General features: G+C 64.8%; 16 protein-coding genes. 4 read left to right on the top strand and 12 right to left on the bottom strand.

What is annotated here, in order from left to right:
• Nucleotides 1-54: 54 nt before the first annotated feature.
• The 7 genes from trbJ to ACVENA_RS06825 are packed head-to-tail and all read right to left on the bottom strand — an operon-like array spanning nucleotide 55 to nucleotide 7,321.
• Nucleotides 55-786 carry a P-type conjugative transfer protein TrbJ gene (gene trbJ / locus ACVENA_RS06855; RefSeq protein WP_449328159.1) on the bottom strand — a complete coding sequence of 244 codons (732 nt, stop codon included), beginning with the start codon at nucleotides 784-786 and terminating at the stop codon, nucleotides 55-57.
• Between the two features lie 26 nt (nucleotides 787-812).
• Nucleotides 813-3,251 carry a conjugal transfer protein TrbE gene (gene trbE / locus ACVENA_RS06850; protein ID WP_449328158.1) on the bottom strand — a complete coding sequence of 813 codons (2,439 nt, stop codon included), beginning with the start codon at nucleotides 3,249-3,251 and terminating at the stop codon, nucleotides 813-815.
• Nucleotides 3,245-3,529 (bottom strand): VirB3 family type IV secretion system protein, encoded by a 285-nt coding sequence (locus ACVENA_RS06845; protein WP_449328157.1) that lies wholly within the window; start codon nucleotides 3,527-3,529, stop codon nucleotides 3,245-3,247. The genes trbE and ACVENA_RS06845 overlap by 7 nt, the downstream gene beginning before the upstream one ends.
• Nucleotides 3,526-3,867 (bottom strand): TrbC/VirB2 family protein, encoded by a 342-nt coding sequence (locus tag ACVENA_RS06840; protein WP_449328156.1) that lies wholly within the window; start codon nucleotides 3,865-3,867, stop codon nucleotides 3,526-3,528. Before ACVENA_RS06840 ends, ACVENA_RS06845 begins: the two co-directional genes overlap by 4 nt.
• Nucleotides 3,868-3,885: 18 nt before the next feature.
• Entirely contained in the window at nucleotides 3,886-4,836 is a 951-nt protein-coding gene (gene trbB, locus ACVENA_RS06835; protein WP_449328904.1) for a P-type conjugative transfer ATPase TrbB, read from the bottom strand.
• A 47-nt stretch (nucleotides 4,837-4,883) separates the two neighbouring features.
• Nucleotides 4,884-5,279, bottom strand: coding sequence for a CopG family transcriptional regulator (locus tag ACVENA_RS06830; RefSeq protein WP_449328155.1), 396 nt, complete (start codon nucleotides 5,277-5,279; stop codon nucleotides 4,884-4,886).
• Nucleotides 5,280-5,281: 2 nt separating this feature from the next.
• Nucleotides 5,282-7,321, bottom strand: coding sequence for a conjugal transfer protein TraG (locus tag ACVENA_RS06825; protein ID WP_449328154.1), 2,040 nt, complete (start codon nucleotides 7,319-7,321; stop codon nucleotides 5,282-5,284).
• Between the two features lie 252 nt (nucleotides 7,322-7,573).
• Here ACVENA_RS06825 and ACVENA_RS06820 point away from each other — a divergent pair, with 252 nt between their 5' ends.
• The 3 genes from ACVENA_RS06820 to ACVENA_RS06810 all read left to right on the top strand — a co-directional run bounded on the left by ACVENA_RS06820 (nucleotide 7,574) and on the right by ACVENA_RS06810 (nucleotide 10,235).
• Nucleotides 7,574-8,185, top strand: a complete 612-nt coding sequence (locus ACVENA_RS06820; protein WP_449328153.1) for a type IV toxin-antitoxin system AbiEi family antitoxin domain-containing protein — start codon at nucleotides 7,574-7,576, stop codon at nucleotides 8,183-8,185.
• Between the two features lie 116 nt (nucleotides 8,186-8,301).
• On the top strand, nucleotides 8,302-9,141 hold the full coding sequence (locus ACVENA_RS06815) for a nucleotidyl transferase AbiEii/AbiGii toxin family protein (protein ID WP_449328152.1): 840 nt from the start codon (nucleotides 8,302-8,304) through the stop codon (nucleotides 9,139-9,141).
• 80 nt (nucleotides 9,142-9,221) lie between these two features.
• Nucleotides 9,222-10,235 (top strand): toll/interleukin-1 receptor domain-containing protein, encoded by a 1,014-nt coding sequence (locus ACVENA_RS06810; RefSeq protein WP_449328151.1) that lies wholly within the window; start codon nucleotides 9,222-9,224, stop codon nucleotides 10,233-10,235.
• A 3-nt stretch (nucleotides 10,236-10,238) separates the two neighbouring features.
• Here the strand turns inward: ACVENA_RS06810 and rlxS are convergent, their stop codons facing one another.
• The 4 genes from rlxS to ACVENA_RS06790 form a co-directional block, all read right to left on the bottom strand.
• Entirely contained in the window at nucleotides 10,239-12,203 is a 1,965-nt protein-coding gene (gene rlxS, locus ACVENA_RS06805; protein ID WP_449328150.1) for a relaxase/mobilization nuclease RlxS, read from the bottom strand.
• 292 nt (nucleotides 12,204-12,495) lie between these two features.
• On the bottom strand, nucleotides 12,496-13,116 hold the full coding sequence (locus tag ACVENA_RS06800; protein WP_449328149.1) for a lytic transglycosylase domain-containing protein: 621 nt from the start codon (nucleotides 13,114-13,116) through the stop codon (nucleotides 12,496-12,498).
• Nucleotides 13,104-13,688: a S26 family signal peptidase gene (locus ACVENA_RS06795; protein WP_449328148.1), complete on the bottom strand. Its 585-nt coding sequence runs from the start codon at nucleotides 13,686-13,688 to the stop codon at nucleotides 13,104-13,106. The genes ACVENA_RS06800 and ACVENA_RS06795 overlap by 13 nt, the downstream gene beginning before the upstream one ends.
• Nucleotides 13,685-13,918, bottom strand: a complete 234-nt coding sequence (locus ACVENA_RS06790; RefSeq protein ID WP_449328147.1) for a helix-turn-helix domain-containing protein — start codon at nucleotides 13,916-13,918, stop codon at nucleotides 13,685-13,687. The genes ACVENA_RS06795 and ACVENA_RS06790 overlap by 4 nt, the downstream gene beginning before the upstream one ends.
• A gap of 206 nt (nucleotides 13,919-14,124) precedes the next feature.
• Here ACVENA_RS06790 and ACVENA_RS06785 point away from each other — a divergent pair, with 206 nt between their 5' ends.
• Complete coding sequence (locus ACVENA_RS06785) at nucleotides 14,125-14,355, top strand: hypothetical protein (protein WP_449328146.1); 231 nt, start codon at nucleotides 14,125-14,127, stop codon at nucleotides 14,353-14,355.
• 13 nt (nucleotides 14,356-14,368) lie between these two features.
• On the opposite strand, the gene ACVENA_RS06780 is transcribed toward ACVENA_RS06785, so the two are convergent.
• Entirely contained in the window at nucleotides 14,369-14,632 is a 264-nt protein-coding gene (locus tag ACVENA_RS06780; RefSeq protein WP_449328145.1) for a hypothetical protein, read from the bottom strand.
• Nucleotides 14,633-14,679 lie beyond the last annotated feature (47 nt).

Below are 14,679 nucleotides of genomic sequence, written 5' to 3'. Positions count from 1 at the left end.
CCGCGGCAGGAACGGCGACGGCACTTGGCTTTACGTCGCCTCATCGGCGTCCGCCTACTGGGGGGTGTAGGCGGTGCCGGAACCGAGGAACTTGGCGGCCGCGCCCTGTGCGTCGGTCTGCTGCTGGATGCGGTTGGCGCGCTCCATGGCATCGGCCCGGAATTGTGCCGCCATCAGGTTCTGGATCTGGAACTGCTGCTTGGCGACGAGAGCCAGAAGCTGGTTGGTGGCCTGGGTGACCTGCAACGCGCCTTCGGCGCTCTGGCTGCGCTGCACGATCCCGTTCAATGCCGCCTGGTCGGCGGCGATGTTCTCGACCACCTGCGCCTGCACGGTCATCGTCTGCTTGTAGGCCGCCATCGAGGTATCGAGCCGGCTGTGTGCGGCGATGACCTGGGCGTTGCCGGTCAGCGCCTGGTTGAAGCTCGCCGGGAACATCGAACGGAACTGCTGGTCGAGATTGGCGACACGAAACTGGATGCCCTGGGCCTGGCCCATCAGCTGGTCGATCTGCTGGATGGTCTGCTGCAATGCCTGCAATTCGGGGAAGGTGATCGTCGTCAGGTTCTTCGCCTGATTGATCAGGCTCTGCGCCTGGTTCTGGAGCATGCGGATCTGGTTGTTGATCTGCGTGAGCGTGCGCGCTGCGGTCAGGATGTTCTGACTGTAGTTCGACGGATCATAGACGATGATCGCCTGCGCCGGCGTTGCCGGCAGGACAGCGGCAGCGATCAGCGAGCCGGTCGCGGCGAGCGACAGCGCGGTCGAAAGGATTCTGGACTTCATCGGGATGGTTCCTTCTGCTTGGGGGATCAGGGGGTGGGAAAGGCACCGAGCAGGTCGGTGGCCCAGGCGAGATCGGCGGATCCGAGAAAGTGGGCGGCAAAGCCATCGACCCCGTGCTCCGCAAGGATCGCATCGATGCGCTTCTGGCTGGCGGGATCGGAGGCGCCGGCGAGCGCCAGCGCGATCGGCCCGAGACCAAGCTCGAACAGCCGGTTGCCGCGCGCCGATTGCAGATAATAATGCCGTTTGGGCGTCGCCCGGCTGACCAGCTCGATCTGGCGGTCATTGAGCCCGAACCGTTCGTAGGCCGCCCTGCCTTGCGGCTCGATCGCCCGATCGTTCGGCAGCAGGATACGCTGCGGGCAGCTCTCGATGATGGCCGGCGCGATGCTGCTGTCGGCGATGTCGGCGAGGCTCTGCGTCGCGAACAGCACCGCGACGTTCTTCTTCCTGAGCGTCTTCAGCCATTCACGGATGCGCGCGGCGAACAGCGGGTGGTCGAGGAATATCCAGGCCTCGTCGAGAATCAGCAGTGTCGGCCGGCCATCGAACCGTTCTTCGAGCCGGTGAAACAGATAGGTGAGGACCGGCGCGACGACGCTCGCCTGGCCGAGCAGCACCTCGGTTTCGAAGCATTGCACGTCGGCGAACCGGAATCCGCTCTCTGCGGCATCGAGCAGCGACCCGTGCGGTCCATCGAGCGTATAGGGCTGGATCGCGGCGCGCAGGGCATTGGACTGCAACAGCAGCGTCAGGCCTGTCATCGTCCGCTCCTGCGGCGGTGCCGAAGCAAGGCTGTTCAACGCCGACCAGACGGCATCCTTGACCTCGGGTGTGACCGTGACCTTCTCGGCATCGAGCAACGCGGCGATCCATTCGGCGGCCCAGCTCCGTTCGGCGGGATCGTCGATGCGGCGCAAGGGCTGGAACGCCAGTGCAGCACCGGCATCCGATCCCAGCCCTAGCGCATGATGCGCCCCGCCCATCGCCAGCACGGCGGCGCGCGCGGAAAAGCCCTTGTCGAAGATGTAGACCTGGGAGCCCGCATAACGCCGGAACTGCATGGCGATCATCGCCAGCAGCACCGATTTACCCGCGCCGGTCGGGCCGACCACCATCATATGGCCGACGTCACCGACATGGGTGGAAAGCCGGAACGGCGTCGAACCGGCGGTCTGCGCGACCAGCAGCGGCGGTCCGTCAAGATGGTCGTTGCCTGCCGGTCCCGCCCAGACCGAGGACAACGGCATCAGATGCGCGAGGTTCAGCGTATGGACGATGGGCTGGCGGACATTGGCATAGGCGTGCCCGGGCAAAGATGACAGCCAGGCTTCGACCGCGTTGACGCCTTCATGGATCGTCGTGAACCCCAGGCCGCCGACGATACGCTCGACCTCCCGGATCTTGTCCTCGACCTGGGGTCGCGACACGTCCGACACCGTGATCGTCGTGGTCAAGTAGCCGAAGGCGACATGATCACCGCCGAGGGCCTGGAGCGCCATGTCGGCATCGGCGACCTTGTTGTCGGCGTCGGAGTCCAGAAGCTGCGCGGGCTGATTGTACATCACTTCGCGTAGCAGCGCGGTGATCGACTTCCTCTTGTTGAACCACTGCCGGCGCAGCCTGGTCAGCAGCCTGGTCGCATCGCTCTTGTCGAGCGCGATGAAGCGCGTGGCCCACCGATAGGGAAAATCTGCTTCGTTAAGCGCGTCGAGAATCCCCGGCCGGCTCATGTTGGGAAAGCCCGTGACGGTGAGTGTGCGCAGATGGCGCTCGCCCAGCATCGGTTCGATCCCACCGATCAGAGGCGTATCGGCAAGGAGTCCATCGAGGTAGATCGGCGTCTCGGGCACCGCGACCGGATGACGGCGCGCGGAGATCGTGCCATGCAGATAGGTCAGCGTCTCGGCCGAAGTCAGCGCCCGCACTTCCGGCATGAACGCCGCGAAGAGATCGAGCGCCCTGTCGGTCTCGGCGATAAAATTGGTCAATGCGCCGCGCCAGTCGCGTCCCCGAAGAGAACCGGCGCCGGCATCGGGCCGATCGACCAGCGAGCGTCCCGCCGCGTCCGCGCCATCGGCAGCGGGCAGCCAGGTCAGGGTCAGATGATAGCGGCTCTCGTAGTGCGCCCCTTCGGCTTCGAACCGGCCGCGCCGCTCGCGATCGACCAGCCAGGTGACCGGATCGGGAAAGCTGCTTGCCGGATACCCCAGCGCCTCTCGCCGTTCGGCTTCGAAATGCAGCGCCCAGCCGGTGCCGAAGCGCTTCAGGACATTGTTGGCTCGCGCGCAGGCGGAAACCAGCTCGGCCTCGGTCGCGGATTCAAGATCAGGCCCACGGAACGCCAAAGTGCGCTGGAAGCTGCCGTCCTTGTTGAGGACGACGCCTTCGGCGACCAGAGCGGCCCAGGGGAGATGGTCGGCAAGCCGATCGGCCACATGGCGATATTCGCGCAAGTTCAGCATGTGAGATAGCTCCGCTGGCGAAGATGGCGGGCAAGGACCGGCGCAAAGGCGGAATCGCGGCGGGCCGCAAAGACGGCGACGCTGTGGCCCACCGCCCAGACGACGATGCCGGCGATCCATTGTTGCAGCCCGAGACCGATGGCGGCGGCAAGCGTGCCGTTGACGATGGCGAGCCCGCGCGGTGCGCCGCCGAGCAGGATCGGCGCCCCGAGGCTCCCATGAATGGGAACCTCGAAGCCCTCGATATGGCCGCCGGTGTTGTGGCTGCCGATATTCACGCGATCAGCGCTCCGCCGCCGAACGAGAAGAACGACAGGAAGAACGAGGAGGCGGCAAAGGCGATCGACAGACCGAAGACAATCTGGATCAGCCGCCGAAACCCGCCCGCCGTCTCGCCGAACGCGAGCGTCAAGCCGGTGGTAATGATGATGATCACCGCGACGATCTTGGCGACCGGCCCCTGCACGGATTCGAGCACCTGCTGGAGCGGTTGCTCCCACGGCATGCCCGAACCAGCGGCCTCCGCGCTGGTGGGAAAGGTCATGGCGAGGCCGACGACCGCGGCCGTAATCAGGCTGGTGCGGCGGGCGAAAATCTTGAGGATACGCGAAGGCATGGGTCGTTCTCCTTGGGGCTAGGGTTTCGGGGTGATGTCGGTGAGGGCGTAGCTGCCGTGCCGGTCGAGCCCGGCAACGCGGGCGATGGTGTCGATCCGCCGCGCGAGACCGCGCCCGGCGATGAACACGATGAGGTCGATGGCGTCGGCGATCAGCGCGCGCGGCACGGCTGTAACGGCTTCCTGCACCAGCTGTTCGATGCGGTAGAGCGCCGACAGCGCCGAGTTGGCGTGGACCGTGGCAATCCCGCCAGGATGGCCGGTGTTCCAGGCCTTCAGCATGTCGAGCGCTTCGGGGCCGCGCACCTCACCGACGATGATGCGGTCGGGGCGCAGGCGCAGCGTCGAGCGGACAAGATCGGCCATGGTGACCGAGCCGGCCCCACTCGCATTGCCAGAACGCGTGCGCAGTGCCACCACGTCGGGCGCGGCGCATTGCAGCTCACGCGTATCCTCGATGAGGATCACCCGGTCGCCCTGATGCGCCATCTCGGCGAGCAGCGCATTGGCAAGTGTGGTCTTGCCCGACGAGGTGCCGCCGACGACCAGAATATTATTTCGGTCGACGACCGCGCCGCTGAGCAGCAATGCAGCGTCGGCCGACATGATACCGTCGTTCACATAGTCGAGTAGCGTGTAGACCTTCGCGGCCGGCTTGCGGATCGAGAAGCAGGGAAACAAGGCCACGGGCGGCAGGACACCTTCGAACCGTTCGCCCGCACTTGCCCCATGCGGCGGCAGCTCCGCCGAGACGATCGGCTTGTCACCATGCACCTCGCTGCGCGCATGGCTCGCTACCAGGCGGATGATGCGTTCGACTTGTGCGGGATCGAGGCGGACGTCGGTATCGACGCGGCCCTCCCCCAATATGTCGACGCGCAACGCGCCGTCGGGGTTGACCATCACTTCGATGACCCGAGGATCGGCAAGCGCGGCGGTGATCGCCGGTCCCATTGCGGTGCGGAGCATGGCGCGGCGGCGCGTGTCCGACGTGATGGCGGATGGAGGCGCGCCGCTCACAGCTCGTCCTCCTGCCCGAGCGTGCGCTTGCCCGAAGCAATCTGGCGGCTGACCTGCCCGACGAAGGCGGCGAAGCGCTCGCGCGCGATGGCACGGCCCGCGTTGTCATTGTCGGCAAGCGGCGCGTGGATCGCCAGTTCATAGCGAACGAACAGCGCCAGCGTCTCGATCAGGATATGCGTGTTGCGCTCGATGCGCCCGAGCGTGGTGGTCAGCCGGTCGAGCCGGTGCCCGAAGCGATCGTCGAGTTCGTTCGAGCCGCGCCGGTTTAGCCAGGCGTCGACCGCATCGGCGAGGATCGCCGACTTGGTCGCACCGGGCCGCGCGGCAAGCTCGTCGAGCCGCTGGCTCAACCTGGCATCGAGCATGAACTGATGACGGATACGCGCCATGATCAGAAGCCCGGCAGCAGGTCGGACGACGGCGAAACGCCGGCATCGATGCCATAGGCCGTGCGCGCGACGCTGGCGGCGCGGGCCTGGTCCATCATCCGCGCGTCGGCGGAACCATCGGCATCGTCCTCGCCGAGCCCCAGCGGGTCGGGCGTCGCGGGCTCGTCGGGCGCGATCGGCTGTTCCTGCGGCAGGCCGGGGTGGCGCTCCTGCTGCAAACCGCCTTCGTCACTGGCATCGGCATCTTCGGCATCACCGTCTTTGCTCGCAAGGCGCGCATCCGGCAGGCAGGCGAGGCCGCCCCAGTCGTTCGGCCGCTGCGGCGGTCGGTCGGCATAGGGGCCGTCCCCCGTCGCCGGTGGTGGCAGGAGGCGGGCCGTGAAGGTACGATCCTCGTAGTAGCGCAGCTTCTTCGCGCGGATCGGCGAATGCCCGGAGACCAGCACCAGTTCGTCGCTGGGCGGAAGCTGCATCACCTCGCCCGGCGTCAGCAATGCGCGCGCCGTCTCCTGCCGGCTGACCATGACGTGCGCGAGCCAGGGCGCGAGCCGGTGCCCGGCGTAGTTGCGCATCGCGCGCTGTTCGGTCGCGGTGCCGAGCGCGTCGGAAATCCGCTTCGCGGTGCGATCGTCGTTGGTCGCGAAGGCGACGCGGACATGGCAGTTGTCGAGGATGGAATTGTGCTCGCCGTAGGCCTTCTCGATCTGGTTGAGGCTTTGCGCGATCAGGAAGGCGCGGATGCCGTAGCCCGCCATGAAGGCAAGGCTGGTCTCGAAGAAGTCGAGCCGCCCCAGCGCCGGAAACTCGTCGAGCATCAGCAGCAGTGTGTGCCGGGCTTTGCCGTCCTCGGTGTGAAGCTGCTCGGTCAGCCTGCGGCCGATCTGGTTGAGGATCAGACGCACCAGGGGCTTGGTGCGGCTGATGTCGGACGGCGGCACGACCAGATAGAGCGAGACCGGCTGCCTCGCGTCGAGCAGGTCGGCGATCCGCCAATCGCAGCGCGAGGTAACTTCAGCGACGGTCGGATCGCGATAGAGGCCGAGGAACGACATGGCGGTCGAGAGCACGCCCGAGCGCTCGTTCTCGCTCTTGTTGAGCACTTCGCGCGCGGCCGAGGCCACGACCGGATGGACTCTCGGTGCGTCCCTGGTGCCCAGGTGATTGGTGGTCATCATCCGCTTGAGCGTCGCGACGAAAGGCCGCTGCGGATCGGACAGGAAGGTGGCGACGCGGGCGAGCGTCTTCTCTTCCTCGGCGTAGAGGACATGGAGGATCGCGCCGACGAGCAGCGAATGGCTGGTTTTCTCCCAGTGGTTGCGGCGTTCGAGCGCGCCTTCCGGATCGACGAGGATGTCAGCGATGTTCTGGACGTCGCGGACCTCGTATTCGCCGCGCCGAACCTCGAGCAGCGGGTTGTATTTGGCGGACGCGGCGTCGGTCGGATTGAACAGCAGGCAGTGCGAGAAGCGCTGGCGCCATCCGGCGGTCAGTTGCCAGTTCTCGCCCTTGATGTCGTGGATGACCGCCGAGCCGGTCCAGCCGAGCAGGGTCGGTACGACCAGGCCCACGCCCTTGCCTGAACGGGTCGGCGCAAAGGCCATGACATGTTCCGGGCCGTCATGACGCAGATACGCGCCTTCCGACTTGCCCAGGAACACCCCTGCGTCATCGTGCAAGCCGGCGCGGGTGATGTCGCGCGCGCTGGCCCAACGGGCGGAGCCGTAAGTAGTGACCTGCCGACGTTGGCGGGCGCGCCACAGCGATCCGAAGATCGCCGCACCGCAGCCGACGAAGCCGCTGGCGCCCGCGATCGCACCGGCACGGTCGAAGATTTGCGGCGCATAGGCATCGAAATGATACCACCACGGGAAGATCGACCATGGGCGATAGACCGGCCAGTGGTAGATGATGAACCACGGTGCGCCGAGTTCCGGCTGCCACGCCAGGCGCCATGCAGCCCATTGGGTGGCGAACCAGATGCCCGCGAGGACGATAGCGAAGACGACGAGGATCTGGCCGATGAGAAGCTTGGTGGGGGTCATGCGGACTCTCCGCCCGCCGACAGGGAATCACCGCGGGCCTTGGCCTCGAAAATGTTGCTGGAGCTGCGACGGCGGCAGTGTCGTTACGACGCCAGAGATGGTCAGGGGAGGACAATGAGTTGGAGCCGGAGCGCAAATGTCCAATGCTCAGTGATCGATGTGCAATGCGCCCAATACAAGGAACGGTAAGGCAGAGCGCGCAAAATGTCGGCACTTATTGACAGATGCCGACGTTTTGCACAATTTGACCCAATGAAAGTCGGCGAACCCCTCTCAAACCGCGCCATTGCTCTCGCCCGTTCACGCGGGATCGCCCGCGCCAGGGATTTCCGTGAGGCAGGTATCGCGCCGTCAATCGTCAAGCGCCTGTGCGAACAGGGGCAGCTCGTTCGTCTTGCGCGCGGGCTGTATCAAATGGCCGATACGGACGACGTGAACGCCATGCATAGTCTGGCCGAGGCGGCACGTCTCGCGCCACATGGCGTCGTCGCGCTGCTATCCGCCCTGCAATTTCACGAACTGACTACCCAGCTCCCGCATGCGATATGGCTCTGCTTCCATCACAAGGCGCGGATCCCGCGGACGCTTCCATTCCGCGTCGAAGCCGTGCGCGCATCGGGCGAAGCCTTTGAGGCGGGACGCATGACCGCCCAAATCGAAGGCGTCACGGTGCCGATCTACGATCCTGCAAAAACCATCGTCGACTGCTTCAAATACCGCAGCCGGGTTGGGCTCGACGTGGCGATCGAAGCGCTGCGCGACGGTCTGCGTCAGCGCAAGGCGACTCATGCCGATCTCTGGCGTTACGCGGCCATCTGCCGGGTGCAGAATGTCATGCGCCCCTATCTCGAAAGCCTGTCATGACACTGCCACCGCAGAAACGCGATGTGGCGGCCTCGATACGCCAGCGCCTGCTCGACCAGTCGCGCGCCTCGGGCCAGGATTTCCAGCGTCTGCTCGTCCGTTATGGCATCGAGCGGTTGCTGTATCGCCTATCGAGAACGTCGGCGCGCAATCGCTTCATCCTAAAAGGCGCGATGCTGTTCGCGGCATGGACCGATGCGCCTTTCAGGGCGACAGGCGACCTCGACCTTCTGGGATTCGGCGATGACGATATCGAAGCAGCCCATGCGACGTTCCTGGAAATCTGCGGTGTCGAGAGGGACGCGGCATCGTCTACGGACGGTCTGATTTTCGTGGGCAACAGCATCAGAGTTGAACGCACGCGAGAGGATGAGGATTATCGCGGCCTGCATGTCCGGCTCGAAGCCCGGCTCAAAAGCACGCGCATACCCATCCAGATCGACATCGGCTTTGGCGATCCGGTTCATCCCGCGCCGCTCGATCTCGACTATCCGTGCCTTATACCCGATCTACCGCCCGCCCATATCCGGGCCTATCCCCCCGAAAGCGTCGTCGCGGAAAAGTTCGATGCGATGGTTCGTTTCGATGCCGCCACGTCGCGGCTCAAGGATCACTACGACATTTGGGCGATCTCCGAGACGTTTCCCTTCGATTTGCAGATGCTGGTCGAAGCGGTGCGGTTGACGCTCGATGGGCGCGAAAGGCCGTTTCCCACCGACTGGCCTGCCGGTCTGACGCCGGGCTTTGCAGAACGACCGGATAAGCTGGTCCAATGGCGCGCCTTTCTTAATCGCAGCGCACCGACGCTGGAGCCGCCGCCCTTTCCCGAACTGATCGGTCGGCTCAGGACATTCCTTGGCCCGACGCTCAATGCGCTGTCAGACTATGAAGCGACCAGGTCGCTTCGCTGGATTCCAGGCCAAGGCTGGGTCGAACAGAGTGTGGGCAGCCTATGAGCCATTATTTGCCCACAAGGATCGGAAGCTATCTCCTCCGCCTTCACGCCGAATATGCCGCCCGAGAGCGCGCGCTTGAAATGGAAATCGTCACCAGTTGCCGCGCGCGGGTCATCGAAGAAACGGACTTCGACAACTATGATGGTGGCACACATGGTCATGATGCGCGCCTTTACCTGCCACTTCATGTTCTGGCCAAGGTTGGGATCAAACAGCAGGACAAAGTGGCCGAAGGGATTTGCTCCGACCTGAATGATCTCGCCCGGCAGATTCCCAACGAATATTTCCGGGCCGTTCAGTTCGAACTGAACGATGAAAACGATCCCAAATATCAGGCGGCGATACCGTTCTCGCAGAAGCACCCCGCCAATCCTGACACACTTCCCTTCTGGAAGCCGGGAATGGTCCGCTTGTTCATCAGCCATCGGGACACACACAAGGGCGCTGCGAATGAGCTTGCATCTGCGCTGGAACCCTATGGCATTTCGTCATTCGTCGCCCACGACACGATCCAGCCCATGTCTGAATGGCGCAAGGAAATCATGCGCGGGCTGGAAACGATGGAGGTGATGCTCCTATTCCTGACCGACGATTTCCAGGACAGCATCTGGACCATGCAGGAGGTGGGTTATGCCCTTGGAGCCGATAAACCGATCATAAGCCTCAAGCTCGGCAAGAAAGACCCGCCGGGATTTATCGGCCACGAGCAGGCGCTGCGCGGCAATAAGGACAAACCGCTCGAAGCAGCCGTGGCACTCTACCCACTGATCGCCAAAGCCCTTGGGCAGAGGGAACGGCTGCAAGCTGCATTGGTCACCTCCTTCGTGGCGGCGCCGGATTGGGGCGATGCAAGATCGCGATTCGACCGACTGAATGGTGGCGTCGAAAGGCTCTCGGAGAAGGAGCTAACCGCCATCATCGACGGATTCTATCGCAACGACCAGCTTCACAACGCGACGTATCTTACGCACCGAGGTCATCGCCGTCTGCGAGAATTTCTCGAACGGACCACGGGCAAAGAGTTTGAGATACAAGGGCGGCGCATCCAGGAAGTCTTGCCCCAAGGGGATGATCTCGACAATATTCCATTCTAGCCCTCACGAAATCGACGGTCCTCCCCTCCCTCGCCCGAATGTCCAGCTCATACCGTCGCCGCGCATGATGCCGGCGACGGGCTTGCCAATCTGCCGCTCCAGCGCCGGCCGCCAGGGCACCAGCGTAAACTCGCGCGATTTCTCGACCAGCGCATAACGTCCGCCAAGCATATCGACCTGCCGCCTGAGCGTGCCCTCGATCCGCCCGCCTGCCTTCGTTTCCACGAACGCCAGGCCCAGTTCGTCGGAGAGCTGCCCCGCAACCCGCAGCAGTTCCCGCCGTCGCAGGACTGCAAGGGCATCGGTGCGCAGCCGGATGCCGGTATCCTGTTCCTCGGCCAGCCCCTGCTCGACCAACCATTGCCGCCGCTGGCCTTCCGCCTGCCGGACCTCGCGCCCAAATCCCGCATCGCGAACCGGCATCGCATCCTCACCCGCGACCCGCCGATCGAGCCAGGTTGCAGCACCCGCTGCGATGAGTTTGTCGATCGGCATGGTCGAAAGCATCTCGACCGTGACCGGCCGGGCACGCGCCAGCCTTGCCTCATAGGCTTCGATGCGGGCCAGATGATCGGTGGCGATTTCCCAGCTTCCATCGGGCTGGCATTCGACGCCGCCGGTGAGCCGCCGGATTGCCTCCAGTCGCCGCACATGGGTTTGGGCAAAGGCTTCGCTCGCCGACGGGTCATGGCGCAGGTGCAGATCGACCGAATATCGCCCCTCGTTCGCGGCCGCGATTTCCGCGACGGTCCGATCGGCATCCCGCACGCTGCCGCGGGCGGCCTCGATCCGCACGATAGACCCTTCAGGCGTCGGTCCGATCGCATCGCCGCGTCCGATGTCGACATAATGACTGCGGCCATCGACGCCATCGACCAGCAGAAAGTGCCGATCATTGAGCTCGTCGGAGAGCCCGCGCGCAACCACGCGTCCGACGATCGCAGAGCCTTCGGCGGGATCGAACACATGCTGCTCGACGCCGGCGCGGTTGCGGGCGGTCATCTCGCGTTGCATCGTGCGGATCACGTCGCCGCGTTCGCCGACCCGGCGCAGTGTGTCCTCCAGCCCATCGGCCAACCGCCATCGGCCGCCGCCAACCTCCTCGGCAAGGCCCATCTCCTCGAGCTTGCGCAGGCGGCCAATGCGAAGCGCCTGCTGAAAGGGATCACGCATCGACTGACCGATCTCGCGATGCTCGTCCATCTCGCGGATCATGCGGCGGTCGATCGCCGTCGCCCTCTCGGCGCCGATGTCATGGCGCAAGCGTTCCTCGATCTCGAGCGTGGTGCGCGGCCCCAGGTCGAGATTGACGAGGTCGATCGCGCGCTGGCGCAGGCCGTGACTTACATATTCGCGGGCAATGATGAGATTGCCGCCGCGATCATCGCGCCCGCGCAACACGATATGGGTATGGGGATGGCCGGTGTCGTGATGATCGACCGCCACCCAGTCGAGCCGGGTACCCAGATCCTGCTCCATCTGCGCCATCAGCCGCCGGGTCAGCGATTTGAGGTCGGCATATTGATCGCCGTCCTCGGCAGAGACGATGAAGCGGAACTGGCGTTCGTCACCGACGCTACGTTCGAGAAACGCCCGTCCATCCACTCCATCCTCGCCCGCCGAATAGAGCTGCCCCTTCCCGCCATCCCGATCGACGCCGCCACGCTGGAGATATTGTAGATGGACGCGCGCGGCCTGAAGTCCGTTCGCGCCAAGTTTCCGGTAGCTCATCTTGGTGACGACGCGCCGGCTGCGATAGCCGGCAAGCCGATCGCGTCCCGACAGCACTCGTCCCATGCTCGCGCCCCGCCCGATACGAGACCCGTCGAAGCGCGCCGATCGCTTTCCCATCGCGCCACCGAGACGGGCCGAGGCCGCGACCACCGTCCCGACATATTTGCGGGCCTTGCCCTTGCCGCGCGACCCAGGCTTGCCGAGCTTCGGCGTGAACTCCTCGTCGTTGCTCACCGGCCGGGCGCCCAATCAGCAGCACCATCCACCCAGAACCGCCCGCCTCCGGTCTCCAAGGCACAGCCTCCGGAAAAAACGATGTGCAGACAGAGCATTAGCAGTGCCCCAGAGGCACTGCCTTTATCTTGCACAACCTCCCCTCCCCCTGATTTCGCCATTCCCGGCTCCATATCTAGGCCCGCAGCACGCAGATCACGCCGCCGCTGTCGGGCAAAATCCGGGCAGAAAGCTGCCAACGAAACCGGGGCTTCACGCTGCTCAAATGCCGCGAAAACCCGGTCCAACGGCATCACGGATCGCTCCGTTTGATCGCAAACATCGGGTCGTTCTGCGCCTTATCCGGAACAGTTCGTGGTGCGTCGCCAAGGTCGCGCCGCAGCACGAACAGCAGCTCGCGCGGGCTGGCGGCGACGGTCGCCGGGGTCATCCGGGCATGGCCGGTGATGCCGCCGATATAGGCGATGGTTTCGCCGGGAAGGTGCGATCTCCCGGCGAGATAAGCAGCATAGCGCCCCGGCCCGGCGTTGTAGGCGGCGAACAGGCCGGGATAGCCGAAACGATCCGCCATCAGCCGAAGATAGGCGGTGCCCGCGATAATGTTGTCGTGCGGATCGTCGGGATTGGAACCGAGGCGATAGGTATCGCGCATCGCCGCCCAGGTCGCGGGCATCAACTGCATCAGCCCCATAGCGCCGACACGCGAGCGAATGGCACGTCCGTTCAGCGTGGTATGCCCCCCGCTTTCCGCGCGCATGACACGCTCGATCCATGGCGCCGGGATGCCGAAACGGGCCGATGCTTCGGCAATATAGGGCGTCCACTGCGAGACGGCATCGGATCGCACGACAGCACTCGCCCGGACGCCAACGACGGTCATGGCGAGCGCAAGAATGCCTTTCAGCGCAGCCATAGCGGCCTCGCGATACCGACGACATCGGCGCTTGAAGTAACCCCGAAATAGCGCCCGTCAAACGAACCGGGCGCGGCGGGCGACAGCAGGAACACGTCTCCCTGACGAAGCAATCGGCACCCGAACCAACGCGGCATGGTCCGCCCGCGCCAATCAAAATCATAGCGCACCGCGGCCGGCACCCGCTCGATGGTGATGACGTTGCCGAAAGCGCAAACGGTATCGCCCGGCACCGCGCCGACATGCTTCACCAAGGGGACATTGGCGGGAATGTAGCGGCGCGATGCCGCCAGTTCGCGCACCGCCAAGGGCACCCGCGCGATGACCATATCGCCACGATGCGGCCCCATGGTGTGGCTCACCGCGTAGAGCCCGACTGGCGCGCTGGCGCTGGCGTTCCAAACAAGAAGCGGCATGGGCGGCAGGACGATGGACAGCAAGACCGCGCCCACACCCCCGCCGACCAGCGCCGCGCAGCGGCGCAATCGGCGACGCTCTACCTTGCGGCGGCGCAGGTCTTCACCCCATGCGAGAAGCGGCAGGTCACCGCCGCGCGTGCGCTGGCCGCTCACGACTCTGCCCCCTTCGCCCGGGCGTCTTCCCGTGCGCGCGACCAGGCCAGGAGATCGTCGATATGATAGAGCACCATGCGCGCATGGCGGCGCACCACTGGTCCTTCGCCCTTGGCGCGTAGACGCTGGAGCGTGCGCGCAGACATCTGCAGGAAATGGGCTGCCTGCTGCGCGTTGAGATAGGGACTGCCGCGTCGTGCGGCGCTCGCGCGATCTGTGTCGTCTGCCATGACTGTATCTGTTCCAAAGGGCGGCGGGAGGCCGCGTCTGGCGTCGGAACATGCCGGTCCGACCGGCACTGGCAGAGGCTCGAAGATCGACCGGCGCGTTTTCGTGTCCCCTGACCGGAATTCCGGTGTTTCGGGCGCGCAATATCTGCACAGCGATGCGCGTTTACACTGGCCCGCCGCAATCGTTAGAGCGGGGCGGCGGGGTAATGATGACGGTGATTCTCAATCAGATTCGGCGATTGGTGGAGCGGTTGTCGCCCGCGCCCGCTTGTTCAGGATGCCTGACAGAGCGGCTCGCCGATGTTGACGAAAGTTCGGTGGGCATCGCGCTCAACGAACTGGCGGTGCGGCGGGGATTTGGCTGGACGCAAGACGTTTGCGGCCTGTGCGGCAAGACCCGGCAGGTCATCGGCAAGCGCGGGTCAGGCATATCGTAGCGGCCCCAACGGGCTATCGCGACAATGTGCGTATCTGCCAAACCCCCAGCAGTACGCAGGCGATGCCGATCGTTCCCAGCACGCGGTCGTCGTGCGACAGGGCGTGCTGGCGCAGCATATGGAATGCGGTGAAGCCGAGCGCCGCAAGACCCAGCATGGCGATCAGGCAGAACAGCAATCTGCCCTGCCGGTTGGTCGCTGGATGATAGTAACTGTGGTAGCGGCTGCGCGTCCCGCGCCGCCACCATTTGCCTGATGGATGATTTTCAGGAGCCATAAGGCACGCTGTCATGCCGGACGTTTGCCGTCAAACGTCGCCCGCGC

This window comes from Sphingopyxis sp. 550A (genome assembly GCF_053569535.1).
Note: the sequence above shows the minus strand (reverse complement) of the source record. Positions and strands in the feature narration are given on the sequence as shown.

Bases quoted from the DNA above. Each gene is read 5' to 3' on its own strand.
- trbJ (WP_449328159.1), bottom strand. From the start codon at position 786: ATGAAGTCCAGAATCCTTTCGACCGCGCTGTCGCTCGCCGCGACCGGC.
- trbE (WP_449328158.1), bottom strand. From the start codon at position 3,251: ATGCTGAACTTGCGCGAATATCGCCATGTGGCCGATCGGCTTGCCGAC.
- ACVENA_RS06840 (WP_449328156.1), bottom strand. From the start codon at position 3,867: ATGCCTTCGCGTATCCTCAAGATTTTCGCCCGCCGCACCAGCCTGATT.
- trbB (WP_449328904.1), bottom strand. From the start codon at position 4,836: ATGCTCCGCACCGCAATGGGACCGGCGATCACCGCCGCGCTTGCCGAT.
- ACVENA_RS06830 (WP_449328155.1), bottom strand. From the start codon at position 5,279: ATGGCGCGTATCCGTCATCAGTTCATGCTCGATGCCAGGTTGAGCCAG.
- ACVENA_RS06825 (WP_449328154.1), bottom strand. From the start codon at position 7,321: ATGACCCCCACCAAGCTTCTCATCGGCCAGATCCTCGTCGTCTTCGCT.
- ACVENA_RS06820 (WP_449328153.1), top strand. From the start codon at position 7,574: ATGAAAGTCGGCGAACCCCTCTCAAACCGCGCCATTGCTCTCGCCCGT.
- ACVENA_RS06810 (WP_449328151.1), top strand. From the start codon at position 9,222: ATGGAAATCGTCACCAGTTGCCGCGCGCGGGTCATCGAAGAAACGGAC.
- ACVENA_RS06800 (WP_449328149.1), bottom strand. From the start codon at position 13,116: ATGGCTGCGCTGAAAGGCATTCTTGCGCTCGCCATGACCGTCGTTGGC.
- ACVENA_RS06790 (WP_449328147.1), bottom strand. From the start codon at position 13,918: ATGGCAGACGACACAGATCGCGCGAGCGCCGCACGACGCGGCAGTCCC.
- ACVENA_RS06785 (WP_449328146.1), top strand. From the start codon at position 14,125: ATGATGACGGTGATTCTCAATCAGATTCGGCGATTGGTGGAGCGGTTG.
- ACVENA_RS06780 (WP_449328145.1), bottom strand. From the start codon at position 14,632: ATGGCTCCTGAAAATCATCCATCAGGCAAATGGTGGCGGCGCGGGACG.